This window comes from Bacillus sp. FJAT-27225 (assembly GCF_001685025.1).
In the GTDB taxonomy this organism is placed as follows: domain Bacteria; phylum Bacillota; class Bacilli; order Bacillales; family Cytobacillaceae; genus Bacillus_D.
This window is the reverse complement of record NZ_MAYU01000024.1, coordinates 1-20,425: the sequence shown is the minus strand read 5'-3', so window position 1 is coordinate 20,425 and position 20,425 is coordinate 1. Positions and strand designations below refer to the sequence as shown.

Sequence of the window (20,425 nt, the reverse complement as noted above, 5' to 3'; positions counted from 1 at the left end):
CAAGCTGAGGAGTTTGCCTCCATGAATATATGGAACAGGAGTACTAAGCGAATCGATGTTGACTTATCATAACGAGGGACCGAGGCACATTAGGCGCTAGGCGCTGGATCTAGACAGTTCTTAGAATAGGTATAATTTCTTATACTATAAAGAAAAACCCGCCTTTATGGCGAGCCTTCACAAAAAACAACTTGCCCTTATAAATAAGTAAGGCTTCTATTTTAAAAAAGGAAACCACCCAAGAATACTTATGCATTCGGATTCTCGGGGCCGAGAATGTCCAGCAGCCTTTCCAGGTCCTCTTGTGAGAAAAATTCGATTTCAATTTTACCTTTGTTTTTTGATTTTTTTATATGAACAGTAGTACCAAACTTTTCTCTCAGTTGATGTTCACGTTCATGAATAAATTGATCTTTTTTCTTGTCAGGAGTTTTTGTTTCACGTGAAACATTATTATTTAATTGATGAATTAACTTTTCCAACTGCCTTACATTAAGGTTTTCGTTGATTGTTTTTTCAACAAGAAGAGGAAGTTTAGCTTTCTGTTTAAGGCCCAGTAAAGCGCGGCCATGCCCCATTGATATAGTACCGTTTGAAATCAGCTGTTGGATTTTTTGTGGCAGGGAAAGGAGCCTTATATGGTTGGCAATATGTGGCCTGCTTTTTCCAAGCCGTTTTGCAACCTCCTCCTGAGTGAGGTCAAGCTTTTCCATTAAAGTCTGATAAGCAGCCCCTTCTTCAATCGGATTTAAGTCTTCTCTCTGCAAATTTTCAAGGACAGCCAACTCCATCATCTGCTGTTCGGATAGCTCTCTGACAACTGCAGGTACAGTTTCAAGTCCAGCCTCCTTTGCAGCCCTAAATCTGCGTTCTCCCACGACAATTTCATATCCCCGAATACTTTTGCGGACAACCAGCGGCTGAAGGATTCCATGTTCAAGAATGGAAGCTTTTAATTCTCCTATCGCTTCGGCTTCAAAGTGCTTTCTTGGCTGATAAGGATTGGGCCTTAACTCCTTCACTTTGATTTCCTGAACTGTTTCTTCCCTCCCAGCTTCCATGTTCCCGAAAAAGGCATCAAGCCCCTTTCCCAAACCTTTAGCCATTAGAAACCACTTCCTTTGCGAGGTCTAAGTAAACTTCAGCTCCCCGTGATTTCGGATCATAAATAATGATGGGCTCCCCATGGCTCGGAGCCTCGCTAAGGCGCACATTCCGTGGAATAATTGTTTTATAGACTTTGTCCTGAAAATATTTCTTTACTTCTTCAATTACCTGAATACCGAGATTTGTCCTTGCGTCAAGCATTGTAAGAAGGACTCCCTCAATTTTCAGATTTTGATTTAGATGTTTTTGGACCAATCTGACCGTATTGAGCAACTGGCTCAATCCCTCCAATGCATAATATTCACATTGGACCGGAATCAAGACTGCATCGGAAGCCGTTAGTGCATTCAAAGTCAAAAGGCCAAGGGAGGGAGGGCAGTCGATGATGATATAATCGTAATCATCCTTTACCTCTTCGAGTGCGCGCTTTAAGCGAACTTCCCTTGAAATGGTTGGAACTAATTCAATTTCAGCCCCAGCAAGCTGGATCGTAGCAGGAATGGCATGAAGATTTTCAACAGCGGTAGGTATAATTGCTTCTTTTGCCTCAACATCATCAACGAGCACATCATATATACACTGGGAAACATCGGCCTTTTCGACACCGATTCCGCTTGTTGCATTTCCCTGGGGATCAATATCAACCATTAAAACTTTCTTACCTATGTATGCTAAGCAGGCGCCCAGATTGACAGAGGTGGTCGTTTTACCGACGCCCCCTTTTTGATTCGCGATCGCAAGTACTTTGCCCACGATCTCACCTACCTTTTTGAAAAAATAATGAGTGAATCAATAGTGGCAAGAATGCCATGCTATTTATTTTAACATGAAATGATACAAATGTAGGTTTTTTCTTAAAATATTGATTTTTAAAATAAAGTTATGAAAGAGAAGATAACCTCCCTTACAATTCTATTATATTGCCAAATATGCATACATACAAGAACATATATTCGCCTTATCTACGATGAAATTAGTATATTACTGTAAAGAAAAAGCCTTGCATGATATGCAGGGCTGGGTGGTCTTCCTTTATTTTTTCTTTGGAATCTTTATGGTGAATTGATAATATTCTTCAAACTCTTCTTCTTCAGCATCTAATGGTATCCCGCTATCTGAGACCATAGAAAGAGATTGTCGGATTGTATTAACGGCAATTCTCAAATCCTTGCTAACTGCTTTTCTCTTAGGCTTAGGTTTAACAACTGCAGGCTCCATTAATTTAAGAACCTTCTCTTCAGTTTGCTTTACATTTAGGTTCCGTTCCATAATCTCTTGAAGGACTTCAATTTGTTTCACTGGGTCTTTTAAAGGAATCAGTGCCCGGGCATGCCGCTCAGAAATATGCTTATTTAATAGTGCATCCTGGACTTCCTGAGGCAGCTTAAGCAGCCTGAGCTTATTGGCTACTGTTGATTGTCCTTTTCCCAGCCTTTGGGCCAAAGCCTCCTGTGTGAGATTATGAAGGGATAGAAGCTTCCCATAAGCAATTGCCTCTTCAATTGGTGTCAATTCTTCACGTTGAAGATTCTCTATTAATGCGACTGAGGCTGTTTCTGTATCCGACATATTTTTAATAATGGCAGGAACCTCTTCCCAGCCAAGCTTCTTCATGGCGCGCCATCTTCGTTCACCAGCAATAATTTCAAAGCGGTTATCTTCAAGCTCCCTTACGACTATAGGCTGGATGATGCCATGCATATGAATAGTCCGGGATAACTCTTCGATCTTATCATCATCAAAAACAGTCCTCGGCTGATAGCGATTGGGAATAATAGATTCAATGTTTATTTTTTTTATTTCTTCATTGGATGATTCAGGATCCAAAGTGATTTCCTCGTTGAGGTCTATGTGTTCACTTTTATCCCCCCGGCTAAAAAAACGAGAAAAAGAAGATTTCATTTTCCAGCACCACCTTTTGATACTCCCTATAACTAATTCTCTCTATATGAATAAAAATCCTTTAAAAATAATTAGAGTGACTCGTTTTTCAGCATAATGTAAAAATTCTTCAGTGGGGGGTTATCCCCCACTGATGGAAGCCGCGCAGAACTCCATTGATTTTAATAAGAACTGGAGCCCTAAGAAAAACCTTATTTAACCAAATGGCGTTCCAGGTAAAGAGAAGGGATTTCCGTCCATCCAGTTTTATTCTATTGGTGCTTTATTGGGAGTCCCCGGCTTTCTTGGATATTTCTTAGGCGTCGGCTTTTCCTTATTAATTACGATGATAGTCCGTTCACTTTCCTCTATAGGCAAAGAAAAAGTATGGGTTATTACCGTCCGCCCACCAAGGACATTAATCGCCTTTTCGGCAGCATGCAGTTCATCGGGTGCATTGGCTGCCTTCATCGCAACAAAATCGCCACCTCGTTTTACAAGTGGGAGGCAGAGCTCACTTAACACAGAGAGCCTGGCCACTGCTCTGGCCGTTACAACATCGTATTGTTCACGATGATCCGGCTTAACACCAAAGGTCTCAGCACGGTCATGGATAAACGTTACGTCTTTAAGCTTCAATTGATTTGCCAAGTGGTGAAGGAATGAAATCCTTTTATTCAGCGAATCGACGATTGTCAACTTTAAATTTGGAAAAGCAATTTTAATCGGAATGCTAGGGAAGCCTGCTCCAGCTCCGACATCACATACAGCCAGGGGTTTGGAAAAATCATAGTAAAATGCAGCCGTAAGAGAATCATAAAAATGCTTAAGAAATACTTCATCTTTATCCGTAATCGCAGTCAAATTCATCTTTTCGTTCCATTCAACCAATGTTTCATAATAGGTTTCGAATTGGCTAATCTGCTCGGAGGAAAGAGTTATCCCCTTTTCTCCAAGCAATTCAATAAACTTCTCATTATTCATCGTTCCAACTCCGCTCTTATTCTGCCTTCACCTTAGCAATACGGCCATTCTCCAGGTATACGAGGAGGATGGAAATATCAGCAGGATTGACCCCCGCGATCCGGGATGCCTGGGCAATCGAAAGCGGCCTAACTTCCTTTAAATTATGGCGAGCTTCTGTTGCAATTCCCGATATGGCATCATAGTCAATATTCTCAGGAATCTTTTTGTTTTCCATCTTTTTCAGCCTGTCAACCTGTTGAAGTGATTTTTCAATATATCCCTCATATTTAACCTGGATTTCAACCTGTTCCTTAACTTCTTCATCCAGTTTTATTTCCGGGGGAATGATGTTTTCTATGTGACTATATTTTACTTCAGTTCTTCTCAGGAAATCTGCTGCACGAATTCCATCTTTCAACTCACTTCCACCCAGGTTCCGAATCAATTCCTGCACAATGGAGGTAGGTTTAATAATTTCTGAATGAAGGCGCTTCTTCTCAGCTTCAACTGCATTCTTTTTTTGCAAAAACTTTTCGTAGCGGTCTTGAGGTATAAGGCCAATTTCATGCCCAATATCAGTCAATCTCATATCTGCATTATCATGGCGAAGCAGCAGGCGATATTCCGCACGAGATGTCAGCAGCCTGTATGGCTCATTTGTTCCCTTTGTTACTAGATCGTCAATCATTACACCGATATAAGCATCCGACCGGCTAAGGATTAACTCTTCCTTTCCAAGAGACCTTAAAGCAGCATTGATTCCTGCCATTAACCCTTGCCCGGCAGCTTCCTCATATCCTGAAGTACCATTAATTTGGCCTGCGGTATAAAGATTTCTCACTTTTTTCGTTTCAAGCGTCGGCCAAAGCTGTGTCGGGACAATCGCATCATATTCAATAGCATATCCGGCTCTCATCATTTGAGCTTCTTCCAGGCCTGGAACTGTTCTTATAAGACGGTGCTGTACATCCTCAGGAAGGCTGGTTGACAACCCCTGGACATACACCTCTTCAGTGTGCCTTCCTTCAGGTTCAAGGAATATTTGATGGCGGGGCTTGTCATTAAAACGGACAACTTTGTCCTCTATAGATGGACAGTATCGTGGTCCTGTCCCTTTTATCATACCTGAAAACATCGGGGAACGATGTAAATTTTCTTCAATAATTTTATGGGTTTGCTCACTTGTGTATGTCAGCCAGCAAGGAAGCTGGTCAGTAATATATTTTGTTGTTTCATAAGAAAATGCCCGAGGTGTTTCATCACCAGGCTGAATTTCCGTTTTTGAATAATCGATCGTTCCACTATGGATCCGCGGAGGTGTTCCGGTTTTAAAACGCACCAGGTCTAACCCTAGACTTTCAAGATATTCAGAAAGCCGAATTGAAGGTTGTTGATTATTTGGACCACTCGAATATTTCAGGTCGCCAAGAATAATTTCTCCGCGCAGGAATGTCCCGGTTGTAATAATGACTGTTTTTGCACGGTAAACTGCTCCAGTTTGTGTAATCACCCCTGTACAAACACCGTCTTCCACTATCAGTTCTTCCACCATTCCTTGCAGTAGAGTCAGATTTTTTTCGTTTTCAAGCGTTTTTTTCATTTCATGCTGATAGGCAAATTTATCTGCTTGTGCCCGAAGAGCCCGGACTGCTGGGCCCTTGCCTGTATTCAACATTCTCATTTGTATATATGTCTTATCGATATTTCTGCCCATCTCACCGCCAAGGGCGTCAATTTCTCTAACCACTATTCCCTTTGCTGGTCCTCCAATGGAAGGATTGCAGGGCATAAAGGCAACCATATCAAGATTTATGGTAATCATTAGCGTTTTAGCACCCATCCGAGCAGCTGCAAGTCCGGCCTCACAGCCTGCATGTCCCGCTCCGATTACAACTACATCATAATTACCGGCTTCGTAATGCATAACGCTGCCTCCTTTTTAAATTTTATTTTAAACCTATTTTCCGAGGCAGAACTGCGAGAAAAGCTGATCAATCAAACTGTCATGGACACTTTCACCAATAACTTCACCCAGTAGCTCCCAGGCTCGCGTCAAATCTATTTGGACAATATCAATAGGAGTTCCCATTTCTACTCCAGAAATCGCTTCTTCAACAGAATGGAGTGCCTGGCCAATTAGAGCAATATGGCGGCTATTGGAGACGTAGGTTAAATCGCCCGCCTCTATCTCACCTGCAAAGAACATATTCGCAATTGCCTGTTCCAATTCGTCAATTCCTTTATCTTCAATAAGCGATGTAGTGATGACCTTCCTGCCTGATGCAAGAGCCTCTACTTCCGCCATATCGATTTTTCTTTCCAAATCGGTTTTATTGATGATTACAATCGTATCCATTCCTTCAGTTGCCTTAAAAATGTTCCGGTCCTCTTCAGTCAACTTATCGGAATAATTCAAGACAAGCAGGATTAAATCGGCCTCTTTTAATACCTGGCGGGACCGTTCAACACCAATTTTCTCGACAATGTCCTCAGTTTCCCTTATACCCGCTGTATCTAGGAGCCTAAGCGGCACACCTCTTACATTGACATATTCCTCAATGACATCCCGGGTCGTTCCGGGAATATCGGTTACAATAGCCTTGTTCTCCTGGACAAGGCTATTTAGCAAGGATGATTTTCCAACATTCGGCCTCCCGACAATAACGGTGGAAAGTCCATCCCTCAGTATTTTACCCTGCTGTGATGTTTGTAAAAGTTTTTGAAGCTCTCCCTTTACATAAGTGGACTTCTCTAACAACATCGTATGGGTCATTTCTTCTACATCATCATACTCTGGATAATCAATATTCACTTCAACATGGGCAAGGACCTCTAGGATTTCCTGGCGCAGCTTTTTAATTAGCCGTGATAATCGCCCTTCCATTTGTCCAAGCGCCACGTTCATGGCTCTGTCTGTTTTGGCTCGAATCAAATCCATAACAGCTTCAGCCTGTGAAAGGTCAATACGTCCATTTAGAAAAGCCCGTTTTGTAAATTCACCTGGTTCGGCAAGCCTTGCTCCATTATTCAATACTAGCTGAAGCACCCGGTTGACACTGACTAGTCCCCCATGGCAATTAATCTCGATTACATCTTCTCTTGTAAAAGTCCTCGGTCCTCTCATCGCAGAGACCATAACTTCCTCTACAACCGAACCTGTCTTTGGATCTATCAGATGCCCATAATGAATGGTATGGCTAGGAACCTTCACTAAACTTTTTCCACCGGGGCTTCTAAATACTTTATCGGCAATCGTAAATGCTTCATCCCCACTAAGGCGGACAATCGCAATTGCTCCTTCCCCCATCGGAGTCGATATTGCCGTTATCGTATCAAACTCCATTTTTGTCACCTCTATTCATTCACATTTTATCTATAAGTCAAACCATCATTTATAAAATACCAAAACAATAGCATACCACAGCACTGTTGACTGTAAAAGGCTAATTATCCACAATCCCAAAAGTCAATACGCTTTATTTTAACTTATCCACATGTGAATAACAATAAAGCACGTCTTTCATTCTTTAAAGAGTTTTTGAAACGTTCCTTTGAGGAAGTTGAGTAACGCCAGGCAAAGGTTATTGCTGTCCACTCCGGAAGGACAAACCAAGACACCTTCATTTTTGGAGCAACACAAAAAAACCCTGCTAGATTTTACATCTAACAGGGTTTAGGTTCATACATTCTTTTAACGGACTGGAGAAATAACGATATGGCGATGAGGCTCTGTCCCATCCGAATAAGTGTTAATTTTATTGTTTTCAGCCAGTGCAGTATGAATGACTTTTCTTTCATAAGAAGGCATTGGCTCAAGTGTAACAGTCTTACCAGTTTTTATAGCCTTTTGTGCAAGGCGATGGGCAAGTTGGATAAGCGTTTCATTACGGCGGCTTCGATAATCCTCGGCATCCAGGATGACAGTTAAATATTGTTCCGAGTATCGATTAAGGACCAGCTGGGTTAGATACTGAAGAGAATTCAGTGTTTGTCCCCTTTTGCCAATCAACAGAGCAATTTTTTCACCACTAAGGACAAATGTGACATGCTTCCCATCTTTTTTTGTTTCAATTTCAATTGGGGCACCCATCTGTTCAGAAACTTGATTTAAAAATTTCTTCGCCTCTTCGATCGGGTCAATTCTTACTGTTACCTTTACAATAGCCGGTCTTGATCCAAAACCGAAAATCCCCTTTTTCCCTTCATCAACAATCTTAACTTCTGTGCGGTCTTTCGTGGTGTTTAACTGAGCAAGTGCTGATTGTACTGCTTCTTCAACGGTTTGTCCGCTGGCAGTTATCTGTTTCACTTTTTGGCTCCCCCCGCATTGCCGGTGCTTTGTGCCTTTCTTAAGTCCGGCCCTTTAATGAAATACGTTTGGACAATCATGAAAATGTTCCCGACCACCCAATATAGTGAAAGAGCTGCTGGGAAATTAATGGCGAAAATAATGATCATTAGCGGCATCATCCAAAGCATCATCTGCATTTGCGGATTGTCCGGCATTCCGGCCATCGACATTTTTTGCTGGATGAAGGTAGTCAACCCTGCTACTAACGGAAGAATATAGTACGGATCCTTGTCTCCAAGATCAAACCAAAGGAAGTTATCATCCGCGATTGCTCTGGTCCTTGTAATAGCATGATAAAAACCAATCAGAATTGGCATTTGCACAAACAATGGCATACATCCCGCCATTGGATTTACACCATGCTTTTGGAACAAGGCCATGGTTTCCTGCTGTAGCTTTTGCTGAGTTTTTTGGTCTTTCGAGCTGTATTTTTCACGAAGTTTTTGCATTTCTGGCTGCAGGGCTTGCATAGCTTTGGTGCTCTTTGTTTGCTTAATCATCAATGGCAGGATTGCCAAACGAATCAGAATCGTTACTGCGATGATCGACAAACCAAAACTGCCCCAGAGCAATTCTGCAAATTTAATAATCAGCCAGGAAAGCGGATAAACAATGTACTCATTCCAAAAACCTTTGCTTTCTGCTGTTATCGGTTGATTTACTTCCGTACATCCAGCCAATAAAAGAACAAATGCAAATAAACCGATAAACGTAACTATTCGTTTACTCAACCGAATTTTCCTCCTTAAACGGATGGTTATATTGGTGGGAAATCCCCAGAATACTATAAGAAAAGCGCAAGCGCCTTCGTGACAGGCATAACTCGCATGTCCCTACGATAATTATTCAGGGAGCCTCCTTTAATAGAGAAGCTATCTGAATCATTCTATCATTTTTTTGAGTGAAGTGCTTTCAAAATTTGTGTAATAAACCAATTTTTCATTTATTTTCGAGTGAATAGTCTTTTTTTAGTACTTTAGCCAATTTTAAAACATGAACAAGGCTTTTTTTCACATCGAAAAAATTCATATCTGCTGCAGGCTTCCTGGCAATAATAACGTAATCATTTTCTGGTTCCAGCCATTCCTTCATCTCGAACATAGATTGCCGTATGTACCTTTTCACCTGATTCCGGACTACAGCATTGCCAATTTTCTTGCTAACTGATAAGCCGATCCTAAAATGGACCTGTCCTTCCTTTTTCAGTACATATACAATAAATTGCCTATTGGCAGTAGAATGTCCCTTTTTAAAGACCTTTTGAAAATCCTTATTCTCTTTTATCCTATATTCCTTTTTCATATGGCACACCTTCAACTCCGGGCATATTATATGAGCCCTTCCTAAGTGTAATCCTATCCTTTAATAAAACACTATATTCCACCAGCAATATTTATCCGAAGTTTCACACAGTTATTTTCCACCAGTGGCAGATTCTCTCTCCCACTGGTGGTAGAGTCCTTTCCTGCAAAGCCTTTCTTGCTAGGAAAGAGAAAAAAAGACCACTGAGACGGTCAGTGGCCTACGCTGATAATACTTTTCTTCCTTTTTGGCGGCGGCGGGCAAGTACTTTGCGGCCGTTTGCAGTGCTCATACGCTTACGGAATCCGTGAACTTTGCTGTGCTTTCTTGTATTTGGCTGGTAAGTCCTTTTCATTCTATGACACCTCCCTGAGGAATTGCTTATAAAGACAGTCTGGATCTTTCAGAATTAATTTTTGTTAAGACAGTCTTAATTATTATAGAGAGGTGCCCTATCAATTGTCAACTACTGTTCGATTTTTTCATACTTCTTCCAGAAGTAGTTGTTGATTTTAAAAGATGACTTAAGTAATTGGATCGAGGCTGATTTCCTTCTTAAGAAAAGGCTGCAACTATTGTTGCTGGTTCCCTCAACCTGGGCTGTGGATAATTTACGACATATTTTTTACTTTTCCTAAATGTTATTGACAAGATTTTCACAAGTCCCTTCGTTGTGGATAATGTAAGCGTGCATAACTGTGTCTCTTGTGGATAATCTCTTAAAGCCATTGCGCCTAGTGCATATTTCTGATATTATAGTTGTGTTTTCACTTCTCCTTATTCAATGTGGATAAAATGCTTATCCACAGTCTGTGGATAACTTGTGGACAGGTTATCCAAAGGCTCTGTAGAAAATTGTCCACAGATAGAGGAAATTGTCGAAAACCCCATTTCCTTTCCTTATTATATGCTTTTCCACAGTTTCATTCACATGGATATTTATTCACCAGGGTTATACAAGTTGTATAACATCGACAAAATATTCGCATTTAGAAACTATACTAATCTATAAAACAAATAAACAAAGGAGGGAAAATAGATTGGAGAACATCTCAGACTTGTGGAATGAAGCCCTAGCCAGCATCCAGAAGAAAATAAGTAAACCAAGTTATGATACATGGCTAAAATCAACCAAGTCACATGCACTTCAAGGGAATACACTTATTGTTACAGCTCCAAATGAATTTGCCCGGGATTGGCTTGAAGAACGTTATTCGCAGCTGATATCGGAAATATTATATGAAATTACGGGAGAAGAGCTTGAGATTAAGTTTATTATTCCTCAAGTGAAAAGCGAAGAAGACCCTGATTTGCATCTACCGAAAGCGAGAGCAAAAAAAGGTGATGAAAATCATGACATCCCTTTGACAATGCTGAACCCAAAGTATACATTTGACACTTTTGTCATCGGATCGGGAAACCGCTTTGCACACGCAGCCTCATTGGCAGTGGCGGAGGCACCGGCAAAGGCATATAATCCCCTATTTATTTATGGTGGAGTCGGACTTGGAAAAACACATTTAATGCATGCTATTGGCCATTATGTTCTTGAACATAACCCATCGGCAAAAGTTGTTTATCTTTCTTCAGAAAAATTCACAAATGAATTTATTAATTCAATTCGTGACAATAAAGCAATTGAGTTCCGTAATAAATATAGAAAAGTAGATGTCCTGTTAATTGACGATATTCAATTTCTTGCAGGGAAAGAATCGACCCAGGAAGAATTTTTCCATACATTTAACACGCTTCACGAAGAAAGTAAGCAAATTATCATTTCGAGTGACCGGCCTCCGAAGGAAATACCTACTCTCGAAGACAGGCTTCGAAGCCGTTTCGAATGGGGACTAATTACCGATATTACTCCTCCGGATCTCGAAACACGGATTGCCATTCTCCGTAAAAAAGCCAAAGCTGAAGGACTGGATATCCCGAATGAAGTCATGCTTTATATTGCGAATCAAATCGACTCCAATATTCGGGAACTTGAAGGAGCTTTAATTCGCGTAGTCGCTTATTCTTCCTTAATAAATAAGGATATAAACGCTGATCTTGCCGCTGAAGCTTTAAAAGACATTATTCCAAATTCGAAACCAAAAATGGTTACGATCCTTGATATTCAAAAGGCGGTTGGACAACAATTCAATATTAAACTTGAAGACTTTAAAGCAAAAAAGCGAACAAAATCTGTCGCCTTTCCAAGACAGGTTGCAATGTATCTTTCTAGAGAGCTCACTGATTTTTCACTTCCGAAAATTGGTGAGGAATTCGGAGGCAGGGACCACACAACAGTTATCCATGCCCATGAAAAAATTTCAAAGCTGCTCGCGACCGATGTTCAGCTTCAAAGACAGGTCAAAGAATTAAACGACCTGTTGAAAGTTTAATGATATTGTTGATAATTCCACTAAAGTTACGCACAGTCTATCCACATGTGGATAGACTGTATTTCCTGTATAATAAACACTTATCCACATAATCACAGGACCTACTAGTACTTCTACGATTTTTAAAGAACTTATAAATATATTCATCAAATCAAAAAATATGATTATAAACGGAGGAAGAGAAATGAAATTCAGTATTCAGCGTGACTATTTAGTCCAAAGCGTGAACGATGTAATGAAGGCTGTTACTTCGAGAACAACAATTCCAATTCTGACAGGGATTAAAATTGTAGCTGGAAATGATGGAGTTACGCTTACTGGAAGTGATTCAGATGTATCGATCGAATCGTTTATTCCTAAAGAGGAAAATGGTAATGAAGTTGTAGAAATTAAACAGACTGGAGCCATTGTACTTCAGGCAAAATTCTTTAGTGAAATTGTAAAGAAACTACCTACTGATACGGTAGAAATCGAGGTTCAAAATCATCTTCAGACTGTTATTCGTTCAGGAAAATCAGAATTTAATCTGAACGGCCTGGACGCGGAGGAGTATCCACATCTTCCCCAAATTGAAGAGAGCAATAAATTCAGGATTCCAGCTGATCTGCTAAAAGCAATAATCCGCCAAACGGTATTCGCAGTGTCCGCCTCAGAAACACGCCCTATCTTGACAGGTGTAAACTGGAGGATGGAAAACAACGAATTGATCTGTATTGCAACAGATTCCCATCGTCTGGCTTTACGAAAAGCCCGTATTGAAACTGACAACAATGAAACATACAATGTCGTTATTCCTGGTAAAAGCCTAACTGAATTAAGCAAAATAATTGCTGATACAAATGAACCTGTCGATATTGTTATTACGGAAAACCAAGTATTGTTCAAATCGAAGCATGTATTATTCTTTTCGAGGCTACTTGAAGGAAATTACCCTGATACTTCACGGCTGATTCCGCTTGACAGTAAAACAGATGTTGTGCTGTTTACAAAGGATTTCCTGCATGCAATTGACCGCGCGTCGTTGTTAGCAAAGGAAGGAAGAAATAATGTTGTTAAATTTTCGACTCTCTCTGATGGAGTCGTAGAAGTATCTTCAAATACACCTGAAATTGGAAAAGTAGTTGAGGAAATCCAAAGCCAATCTGTTCATGGTGAAGAATTAAAAATTTCCTTTAGCGCAAAATATATGATGGATGCTTTGAAGGCACTTGAAGGTACGGATATTAGAATTAGTTTTACTGGAGCGATGAGGCCGTTTGTCATTCGTCCAATCAATGATGAATCTACACTTCAGCTTATCCTGCCGGTTAGGACATATTAGAGTAAGGTATGGTTCAAGGCTGCCGGGTAATCCCTGGCAGCTTTCTTTGGATAAGAGAGTATGAGTGAGTGAATTTTAATTTATAGCAGGAATAATCAAAGCAGACAGGTTTACTGATAGCTAGTTGAAAAATCATGCTGAAATTTTCCCATAAAAAGGAGTGAAATCACGAAAACTTAAAGATTTCTTTGAATTCTTTGTAACTAGGCAGGTTTTTTAGTAAAATAAAGTATTGATACTTTCAATGGTCAATGCCATAAAGTAAACCTTCATCGGTGAGGATTGTTTATTCTGCACTGATGGTTTAATAAAACCAATCGAACCTTTCGGGAGTTAATCCTTCGTTATTTATTCAGACTTTCTGTATCCAGGGATTAAGTACCCGTTAAGAATGGGATAACATTTCGGAAATGAGTGGACAAAATGCCAAAGGAAATAAAGATTGACACTGACTATATTACGCTTGGACAATTCCTGAAACATGCAGAAGTCATTCAAACAGGAGGAATGGCTAAGTGGTTCCTAGGCGAACATAAGGTTTTTATCAATGGGGAACAGGACCAAAGGCGAGGCAGGAAATTAAGAAATGGAGACAAGGTCTCCATCCCCGGTTTTGGCGAGTTTTTTCTTAGTGGATCTTAAAGGATGTCGATATGTATATTGAGCAGCTGTCTTTAAAAAATTACCGGAATTATGAAGGCCTTACGGTTAGCTTTGAGAATAAAGTGAATGTTTTCCTCGGAGAAAATGCTCAAGGAAAGACAAATATCATGGAATCGATTTATGTCCTGGCAATGGCAAAATCACACCGTTCTTCAAACGATAAAGATCTTATTCGCTGGGATACAGAGTATGCTAAAATAGAGGGAAGGATTAAAAAAAGGCATGGCTCTATCCCAATGCAGCTAGTGATATCCAAAAAGGGTAAAAAGGCATGGTTTAATCATATTGAACAGCAACGGTTAAGCCAGTACGTCGGGAATATGAATGTCGTCATGTTTGCACCCGAAGACCTTAATCTCGTAAAGGGAAGTCCACAGGTTCGCAGACGCTTTATAGATATGGAAATTGGGCAGGTATCACCTGTCTATTTGCATGGTGTCAGTCAATATATGAAAATCCTGCAGCAGCGGAACCATTATTTAAAAATGATGCAAATCAAGAAGACGAATGATGAAACAATGCTGGATATCCTCACTGAACAATTTATTGAGGCAGCTGCCAAGATAACAATCAAACGAATTGAATTCCTAAAGTTGCTTGAAGAATGGGCCCAGCCTATCCATAAAGGAATCTCCAGAGGCACAGAGATGTTAGAAATACGTTATGCTCCTTCTGTGAATGTATTAGAAGCCCAGGATTTGTCGAAAATGATAGAGACATACAAAGAAAGATTCTTCAAGATTAAACAAAGGGAAATTGAGCGGGGAACAACTTTATTTGGCCCACACCGGGATGATGTTATTTTTCTTGTAAATGGCCGTGATGTACAGACATTTGGGTCTCAGGGGCAGCAGCGTACCACGGCACTTTCTGTCAAGCTGGCTGAAATAGAATTGATACATTCTGAAATTGGCGAGTATCCAATTCTGCTTCTTGATGATGTGCTGTCAGAGCTGGACGATTACCGTCAATCTCACTTGTTAAATACGATAGCTGGCAAAGTGCAAACGTTTGTAACAACGACTAGCATTGAAGGAATTGATCATCAAACCATGAAAGAGGCTTCAACTTTTATTGTCACTGCAGGTGAAATTACTAAAGGGAGTTGAGGGTGAAGGTGTACATTCATATTGGTGAGGATCACATGGTAAGAGCCAGTGAAATTATTGCAATTATTGATAAGGATAGTGTGATTGGCCATAAGTATGCCAATAGTATAAACCTTTCAAAAGGCCCCTTCAAATCAATGGTCATCACAGAAAAAAATGTGTACCTTTCGCCACTTGCTTCAAATACATTAAAAAAACGTTCAGCCCAGTCGGGAATACAAGATTTTTAAAATGAACTTTATATAGATTATGAATTTTTTATTGTTATTCACAGGTAGTGAATAAATGGATTGGTGTAAAAATTGGACAATCCTTTTCACAACTGGAACAAAAGTATGAAAGTGCAGGTGAGCGGTTTGGCAATGGAACAAGAAACGGTACGTGAACAATCCTATGATGCCAATCAAATACAGGTCCTTGAAGGCCTTGAAGCTGTAAGGAAGCGCCCAGGGATGTATATTGGCTCAACAAGCAGCAAAGGCCTTCATCATCTTGTCTGGGAAATCGTCGATAACAGTATTGATGAGGCATTGGCAGGTTACTGCGATCAAATAAAGGTCATTATTGAAGAAGATAACAGTATTACTGTAATAGATAACGGCCGTGGTATTCCTGTAGGAATTCAAGAAAAAATGGGCAGGCCGGCTGTGGAAGTTATCTTAACAGTTCTCCATGCAGGCGGTAAATTTGGCGGCGGCGGTTATAAAGTTTCTGGGGGTCTCCATGGTGTTGGGGCTTCTGTCGTTAACGCTTTATCTACATTCCTTGAGGTCTATGTACACAGGGATGGAAAGGTTTATTACCAAAAGTATGAACGGGGCGTACCAGTAGCCGACTTAAAGGTCATTGGTGAGACTGAACGGACAGGAACGACAATACACTTTAAACCAGATCCAGAAATTTTTACGGAGACACTGGAATACGAATATGATGTACTGGCCAACAGGATTCGTGAGCTCGCTTTCTTAAATCGCGGCCTTCGGCTCATCATTGAAGATAAACGTGTCGAAAATAAGAGTAACGAGTACCACTACGAAGGTGGTATAAAATCGTATGTAGAACACTTGAACAGAACAAGGGAAGTTATTCACGAGCCGATTTATATGGATGGCGGCAGGGATGGAGTCAATGTCGAAGTTGCCATGCAGTATAACGATGGCTATACCGGGAATCTTTATTCTTTCGCTAATAATATCCATACGTATGAAGGCGGTACACATGAATTTGGCTTTAAAACAGCCCTGACCAGGGTTATTAATGATTATGCCCGCAAAAGCGGGATATTCAAGGAAGCAGATTCAAATCTTTCGGGTGAAGATGTACGTGAAGGGTTGACAGCTATTGTTTCAATTAAACATCCAGATCCCCAATTTGAAGGGCAAACAAAGACAAAGCTAGGGAATTCCGAGGTCAGGAACATCACGGATACCGTATTTGCCGATAAGTTTGAGCAGTTCATGCTTGAAAACCCGGATGTTGCCAGGAAAATTGTTGAGAAAGGCCTTATGGCAGCAAGAGCAAGACTTGCGGCCAAAAAGGCTCGTGAGTTGACTCGAAGGAAAAGTGCCCTTGAAGTATCGAGCCTTCCTGGAAAGCTTGCCGATTGCACTTCAAAAGATCCAGCTGAAAGCGAAATTTACATTGTTGAGGGTGACTCTGCAGGCGGATCGGCCAAGCAGGGGCGTGACCGCCATTTCCAGGCGATTTTGCCATTGCGCGGTAAAATCCTAAATGTTGAAAAATCCCGGCTCGATAAAATCCTGTCCAATAATGAGGTCAGGGCGATTATTACAGCTGTCGGTACAGGAATTGGCGAGGATTTTGATATAAGTAAGGCTAGATATCATAAAGTCGTCATTATGACCGACGCGGATGTAGATGGGGCCCATATCCGAACTTTATTATTAACGTTCTTCTACCGTTATATGCGCCCAATCATTGAGTCAGGCTATATTTATATTGCCCAGCCTCCTTTGTATAAAATTCAGCAGGGCAAACGAATAGAATATGCGTACAACGAAAAACAGCTAGAAAAATTCATGTCGGAACTGCCTGCGACACCAAAGCCAAACATTCAGCGTTATAAAGGGCTTGGTGAAATGAACCCTGACCAGCTATGGGAAACCACTATGGACCCGTCTGTTAGGACATTGCTGCAGGTCAGCCTGAATGATGCAATTGAAGCTGATGAAACATTTGAAATCTTGATGGGTGATAAAGTAGAACCCCGCAGGAACTTCATTGAAGAAAATGCCCAATATGTAAAGAATCTTGATATATAACTTAATAACAAGAAGTTTTAGAAAAATGAGGATGGATTTTGTCTATCCTGCTTTTTCTTCAAATTCAGTGTTAAATTTGTTAAGGATGGCAGTGCTCGATAGTAGTCTATTAGCCGCTTGTTCCTTAAGTGGAGGGTTATCTGATGGCGGATTTTGAAAACTCCCGTGTAGAGGAAATTAACATAAGCCAGGAAATGAAATCATCATTTTTGGATTATGCGATGAGTGTTATCGTTTCAAGGGCTTTACCTGATGTCAGAGATGGACTAAAACCGGTTCACCGCCGTATTCTCTATGCTATGCATGATCTTGGAATGCACTCCGATAAACCATATAAAAAGTCCGCCCGTATCGTTGGGGACGTTATTGGTAAGTACCACCCCCATGGTGACCAAGCCGTTTATGAAACAATGGTCCGTATGGCCCAGGACTTCAACCAGCGGTATATGCTGGTAGACGGCCATGGAAACTTTGGATCAGTGGATGGAGATTCGGCCGCTGCGATGCGATATACAGAGTCGAGAATGTCAAAGATTTCGATGGAATTATTGAGAGACATCAATAAGGATACAATCGATTACCAGGATAACTATGATGGTGAAGAAAGGGAGCCAGTTGTGCTTCCTGCTCGTTTTCCAAACCTTTTGGTTAATGGTACGACCGGGATTGCGGTTGGTATGGCAACAAATATTCCACCTCACCAGCTCGGTGAGGTTATCGATGGCGTACTGGCTGTAAGTAAAGATCCTGAAATTACTATCCAGGAGCTCATGGAAATCATACCTGGCCCCGACTTTCCGACAGGCGGAATCATTCTCGGGCGCAGCGGAATCCGCAAGGCCTATGAAACTGGCCGGGGTTCGATTACTTTGCGTGCCAAGGTAGAAATTGAGCAGCTTAAAAATGGCAAGGAAGTTATCATCGTAAAAGAACTTCCTTACCAGGTAAACAAAGCAAAGTTGATTGAAAAGATCGCCGAGCTAGTCCGCGAAAAGAAAATAGACGGCATTACCGACCTTCGTGATGAATCAGATAGGCGTGGTATGAGAATTTATATTGAAGTTAGGAAAGACACGAACGCAAATGTCCTTCTTAACAATCTTTATAAACAGACAGCCCTGCAGACGACCTTTGGTATTAATATGCTTGCTCTTGTCAGTGGGCATCCTAAAGTTTTGAATGTAAAACAATGCTTAATTCATTATCTTGACCACCAGAAGGTTGTAATAAGAAGAAGAACTGAATTTGAATTGCGTAAAGCTGAGGCCAGGGCGCATATCCTTGAAGGTTTGCGGATTGCACTTGACCATCTTGATGCGGTTATTACATTAATTCGTAATTCGCGCACTACTGATATAGCACGAGAGGGCTTAATGTCTTCATTCAATCTTTCCGAAAAACAGGCGCAGGCTATCCTTGATATGAGGCTGCAGCGCCTGACAGGATTGGAAAGGGAAAAAATTGAGGAAGAATATCAAAACCTTATGGCACAAATTGCTGAGTATAAAGCAATCCTGGCTGATGAGGAAAAGCTTCTTCAAATTATTAGGGATGAACTTGCCGAAATCAAAGATCGCTTTAATGATAAGAGGCGCACTGAAATTGCGGCGGGTGGCCTTGAACACATTGAGGATGAAGATTTAATACCTCGTGAAACGGTCGTCCTAACGCTAACACATAATGGGTATATAAAACGGCTCCCTGCATCAACTTACAGATCACAAAGACGCGGCGGGAGAGGAATCCAGGGAATGGGGACGAATGAGGATGACTTTGTAGAACATCTGATTACGACTTCAACCCATAATACAATTTTGTTCTTTACAAACAAGGGCAAGGTGTATAAGACAAAGGGATATGAAATACCTGAGTTCAGCCGTACAGCAAAAGGTATTCCAATTATTAACCTGCTCGGCATAGAAAAGGGTGAGTGGGTAAATGCAATCATTCCGGTAGAAGAATTTGTGGATGATTGGTTCCTGTTCTTTACCACGAAAGAGGGAATTTCAAAACGTTCACCATTAAGTTCCTTTGCCCATATTCGCAATAATGGCCTAATTGCCCTAAACCTTCGTGAAGGTGACGAATTGATTTCAGTAAGGTTAACAGATGGGTCCAAGGAAATGGTCATTGCCACGAAGAAAGGTATGCAAATACGCTTCCCTGAAACAGATGTAAGGACAATGGGAAGAACTGCAACAGGAGTTAAGGGGATTACGCTTGATCGGGACGATGAAGTAATCGGCATGGAAGTGCTTGAAGAAGGTTCAGAGGTACTGGTTGTTACTAGCAAAGGATATGGCAAACGAACGGATGCATCTGAATATCGAATCCAGGGCCGGGGCGGAAAAGGAATCAAGACAGCCAATGTTATCGAAAATAAAAACGGCCATCTTGTTTCCATGAAAACCGTTAATGGAGAAGAAGACCTCATGCTTATTACAACAGGCGGGGTGCTAATAAGAATTCCAGTCGATAGCATCTCCAAGGTAGGCCGAAATACAATTGGAGTTAAGCTTATCAATATTAAAGAAAATGAAAGTGTCGCTACTGTTGCGAAAGTTGAACGTGAAGAAGAAAAGGATGAGGACGACTTAGAGCTGCCAGAAGCAGTTATTGAAGCGGACCATCCTGGTGAACCTGTTACGGTTAAGGAAGTTATTGAATTGGATGAACCTGTTGAAGTTTCAGAAACTGATTCTGATGACGATTCAGAGGAATAAACCTATTTAGATAATAGTGATAAAAAAGGGTGTGGCCGAAGTTTATTTTCGCCACACCTTCTTTTTATATAAAATAATGAGTCCGGCTTTAGATAGATGCAAATATTCCGAACTGATTGATTGTTTCTTAAGCTATTGCACAGTAATCAATATGCTGATATAATCACTAACGCAGCACCAAGTTAAACAGTTGATTATAGTATAAAAGTTAAAAAAAGTGTTGACTTAGTTTGCTGCACATGATATATTATTAAAGTCGCTGTTACGCGATACAGCAGTTTGAATTGTTCTTTGAAAACTAAACAAACAAGCGTCAACAAACAATAATATGAT

17 protein-coding genes are annotated in these 20,425 nt (G+C 40.8%); 7 read left to right on the top strand and 10 right to left on the bottom strand.

What is annotated here, in order from left to right; translation table 11 throughout:
- Window positions 1–248: 248 nt before the first annotated feature.
- From A8F94_RS21180 to rpmH, 10 genes are all read right to left on the bottom strand, one after another.
- Window positions 249–1,106: a ParB/RepB/Spo0J family partition protein gene (locus tag A8F94_RS21180; protein ID WP_066205265.1), complete on the bottom strand. Its 858-nt coding sequence runs from the start codon at window positions 1,104–1,106 to the stop codon at window positions 249–251.
- Window positions 1,099–1,860, bottom strand: coding sequence for a ParA family protein (locus tag A8F94_RS21175; protein ID WP_066205262.1), 762 nt, complete (start codon window positions 1,858–1,860; stop codon window positions 1,099–1,101). Before A8F94_RS21175 ends, A8F94_RS21180 begins: the two co-directional genes overlap by 8 nt.
- A gap of 279 nt (window positions 1,861–2,139) precedes the next feature.
- The gene (noc, locus tag A8F94_RS21170) at window positions 2,140–3,009 is read right to left on the bottom strand and encodes a nucleoid occlusion protein (RefSeq protein WP_066205259.1); all 870 of its coding nucleotides are present in this window, start codon (window positions 3,007–3,009) and stop codon (window positions 2,140–2,142) included.
- Window positions 3,010–3,255: 246 nt separating this feature from the next.
- On the bottom strand, window positions 3,256–3,972 hold the full coding sequence (gene rsmG / locus A8F94_RS21165) for a 16S rRNA (guanine(527)-N(7))-methyltransferase RsmG (protein WP_066205256.1): 717 nt from the start codon (window positions 3,970–3,972) through the stop codon (window positions 3,256–3,258).
- Window positions 3,973–3,988: 16 nt separating this feature from the next.
- Window positions 3,989–5,878 carry a tRNA uridine-5-carboxymethylaminomethyl(34) synthesis enzyme MnmG gene (gene mnmG, locus A8F94_RS21160; RefSeq protein WP_066205253.1) on the bottom strand — a complete coding sequence of 630 codons (1,890 nt, stop codon included), beginning with the start codon at window positions 5,876–5,878 and terminating at the stop codon, window positions 3,989–3,991.
- A 33-nt stretch (window positions 5,879–5,911) separates the two neighbouring features.
- Window positions 5,912–7,297 (bottom strand): tRNA uridine-5-carboxymethylaminomethyl(34) synthesis GTPase MnmE, encoded by a 1,386-nt coding sequence (gene mnmE / locus A8F94_RS21155; RefSeq protein ID WP_066205248.1) that lies wholly within the window; start codon window positions 7,295–7,297, stop codon window positions 5,912–5,914.
- Between the two features lie 348 nt (window positions 7,298–7,645).
- Entirely contained in the window at window positions 7,646–8,263 is a 618-nt protein-coding gene (gene jag / locus A8F94_RS21150) for an RNA-binding cell elongation regulator Jag/EloR (protein WP_066205245.1), read from the bottom strand.
- Window positions 8,260–9,036 (bottom strand): YidC family membrane integrase SpoIIIJ, encoded by a 777-nt coding sequence (gene spoIIIJ / locus A8F94_RS21145; protein WP_066205242.1) that lies wholly within the window; start codon window positions 9,034–9,036, stop codon window positions 8,260–8,262. The genes jag and spoIIIJ overlap by 4 nt, the downstream gene beginning before the upstream one ends.
- Window positions 9,037–9,244: 208 nt before the next feature.
- Window positions 9,245–9,607: a ribonuclease P protein component gene (gene rnpA, locus A8F94_RS21140; protein WP_066205240.1), complete on the bottom strand. Its 363-nt coding sequence runs from the start codon at window positions 9,605–9,607 to the stop codon at window positions 9,245–9,247.
- 220 nt (window positions 9,608–9,827) lie between these two features.
- Entirely contained in the window at window positions 9,828–9,962 is a 135-nt protein-coding gene (gene rpmH, locus A8F94_RS21135) for a 50S ribosomal protein L34 (RefSeq protein WP_066205237.1), read from the bottom strand.
- A 685-nt stretch (window positions 9,963–10,647) separates the two neighbouring features.
- Between rpmH and dnaA the strand changes: the two genes are divergently transcribed.
- The 7 genes from dnaA to gyrA all read left to right on the top strand — a co-directional run bounded on the left by dnaA (window position 10,648) and on the right by gyrA (window position 20,092).
- Window positions 10,648–11,994 carry a chromosomal replication initiator protein DnaA gene (gene dnaA, locus A8F94_RS21130; RefSeq protein WP_066205234.1) on the top strand — a complete coding sequence of 449 codons (1,347 nt, stop codon included), beginning with the start codon at window positions 10,648–10,650 and terminating at the stop codon, window positions 11,992–11,994.
- A 184-nt stretch (window positions 11,995–12,178) separates the two neighbouring features.
- Window positions 12,179–13,315, top strand: coding sequence for a DNA polymerase III subunit beta (gene dnaN, locus A8F94_RS21125; protein ID WP_066205231.1), 1,137 nt, complete (start codon window positions 12,179–12,181; stop codon window positions 13,313–13,315).
- A 423-nt stretch (window positions 13,316–13,738) separates the two neighbouring features.
- Window positions 13,739–13,957, top strand: a complete 219-nt coding sequence (yaaA, locus tag A8F94_RS21120; RefSeq protein ID WP_066205228.1) for a S4 domain-containing protein YaaA — start codon at window positions 13,739–13,741, stop codon at window positions 13,955–13,957.
- Between the two features lie 11 nt (window positions 13,958–13,968).
- A complete protein-coding gene (recF, locus tag A8F94_RS21115) occupies window positions 13,969–15,087 on the top strand; it encodes a DNA replication/repair protein RecF (protein WP_066205224.1) in 1,119 nt (372 codons plus the stop codon).
- Window positions 15,088–15,089: 2 nt separating this feature from the next.
- The gene (remB, locus tag A8F94_RS21110; RefSeq protein WP_368072803.1) at window positions 15,090–15,317 is read left to right on the top strand and encodes an extracellular matrix regulator RemB; all 228 of its coding nucleotides are present in this window, start codon (window positions 15,090–15,092) and stop codon (window positions 15,315–15,317) included.
- Window positions 15,318–15,449: 132 nt separating this feature from the next.
- Window positions 15,450–17,369: a DNA topoisomerase (ATP-hydrolyzing) subunit B gene (gene gyrB, locus A8F94_RS21105; RefSeq protein ID WP_066205221.1), complete on the top strand. Its 1,920-nt coding sequence runs from the start codon at window positions 15,450–15,452 to the stop codon at window positions 17,367–17,369.
- 143 nt (window positions 17,370–17,512) lie between these two features.
- Window positions 17,513–20,092: a DNA gyrase subunit A gene (gene gyrA, locus A8F94_RS21100; protein ID WP_066205217.1), complete on the top strand. Its 2,580-nt coding sequence runs from the start codon at window positions 17,513–17,515 to the stop codon at window positions 20,090–20,092.
- Window positions 20,093–20,425 lie beyond the last annotated feature (333 nt).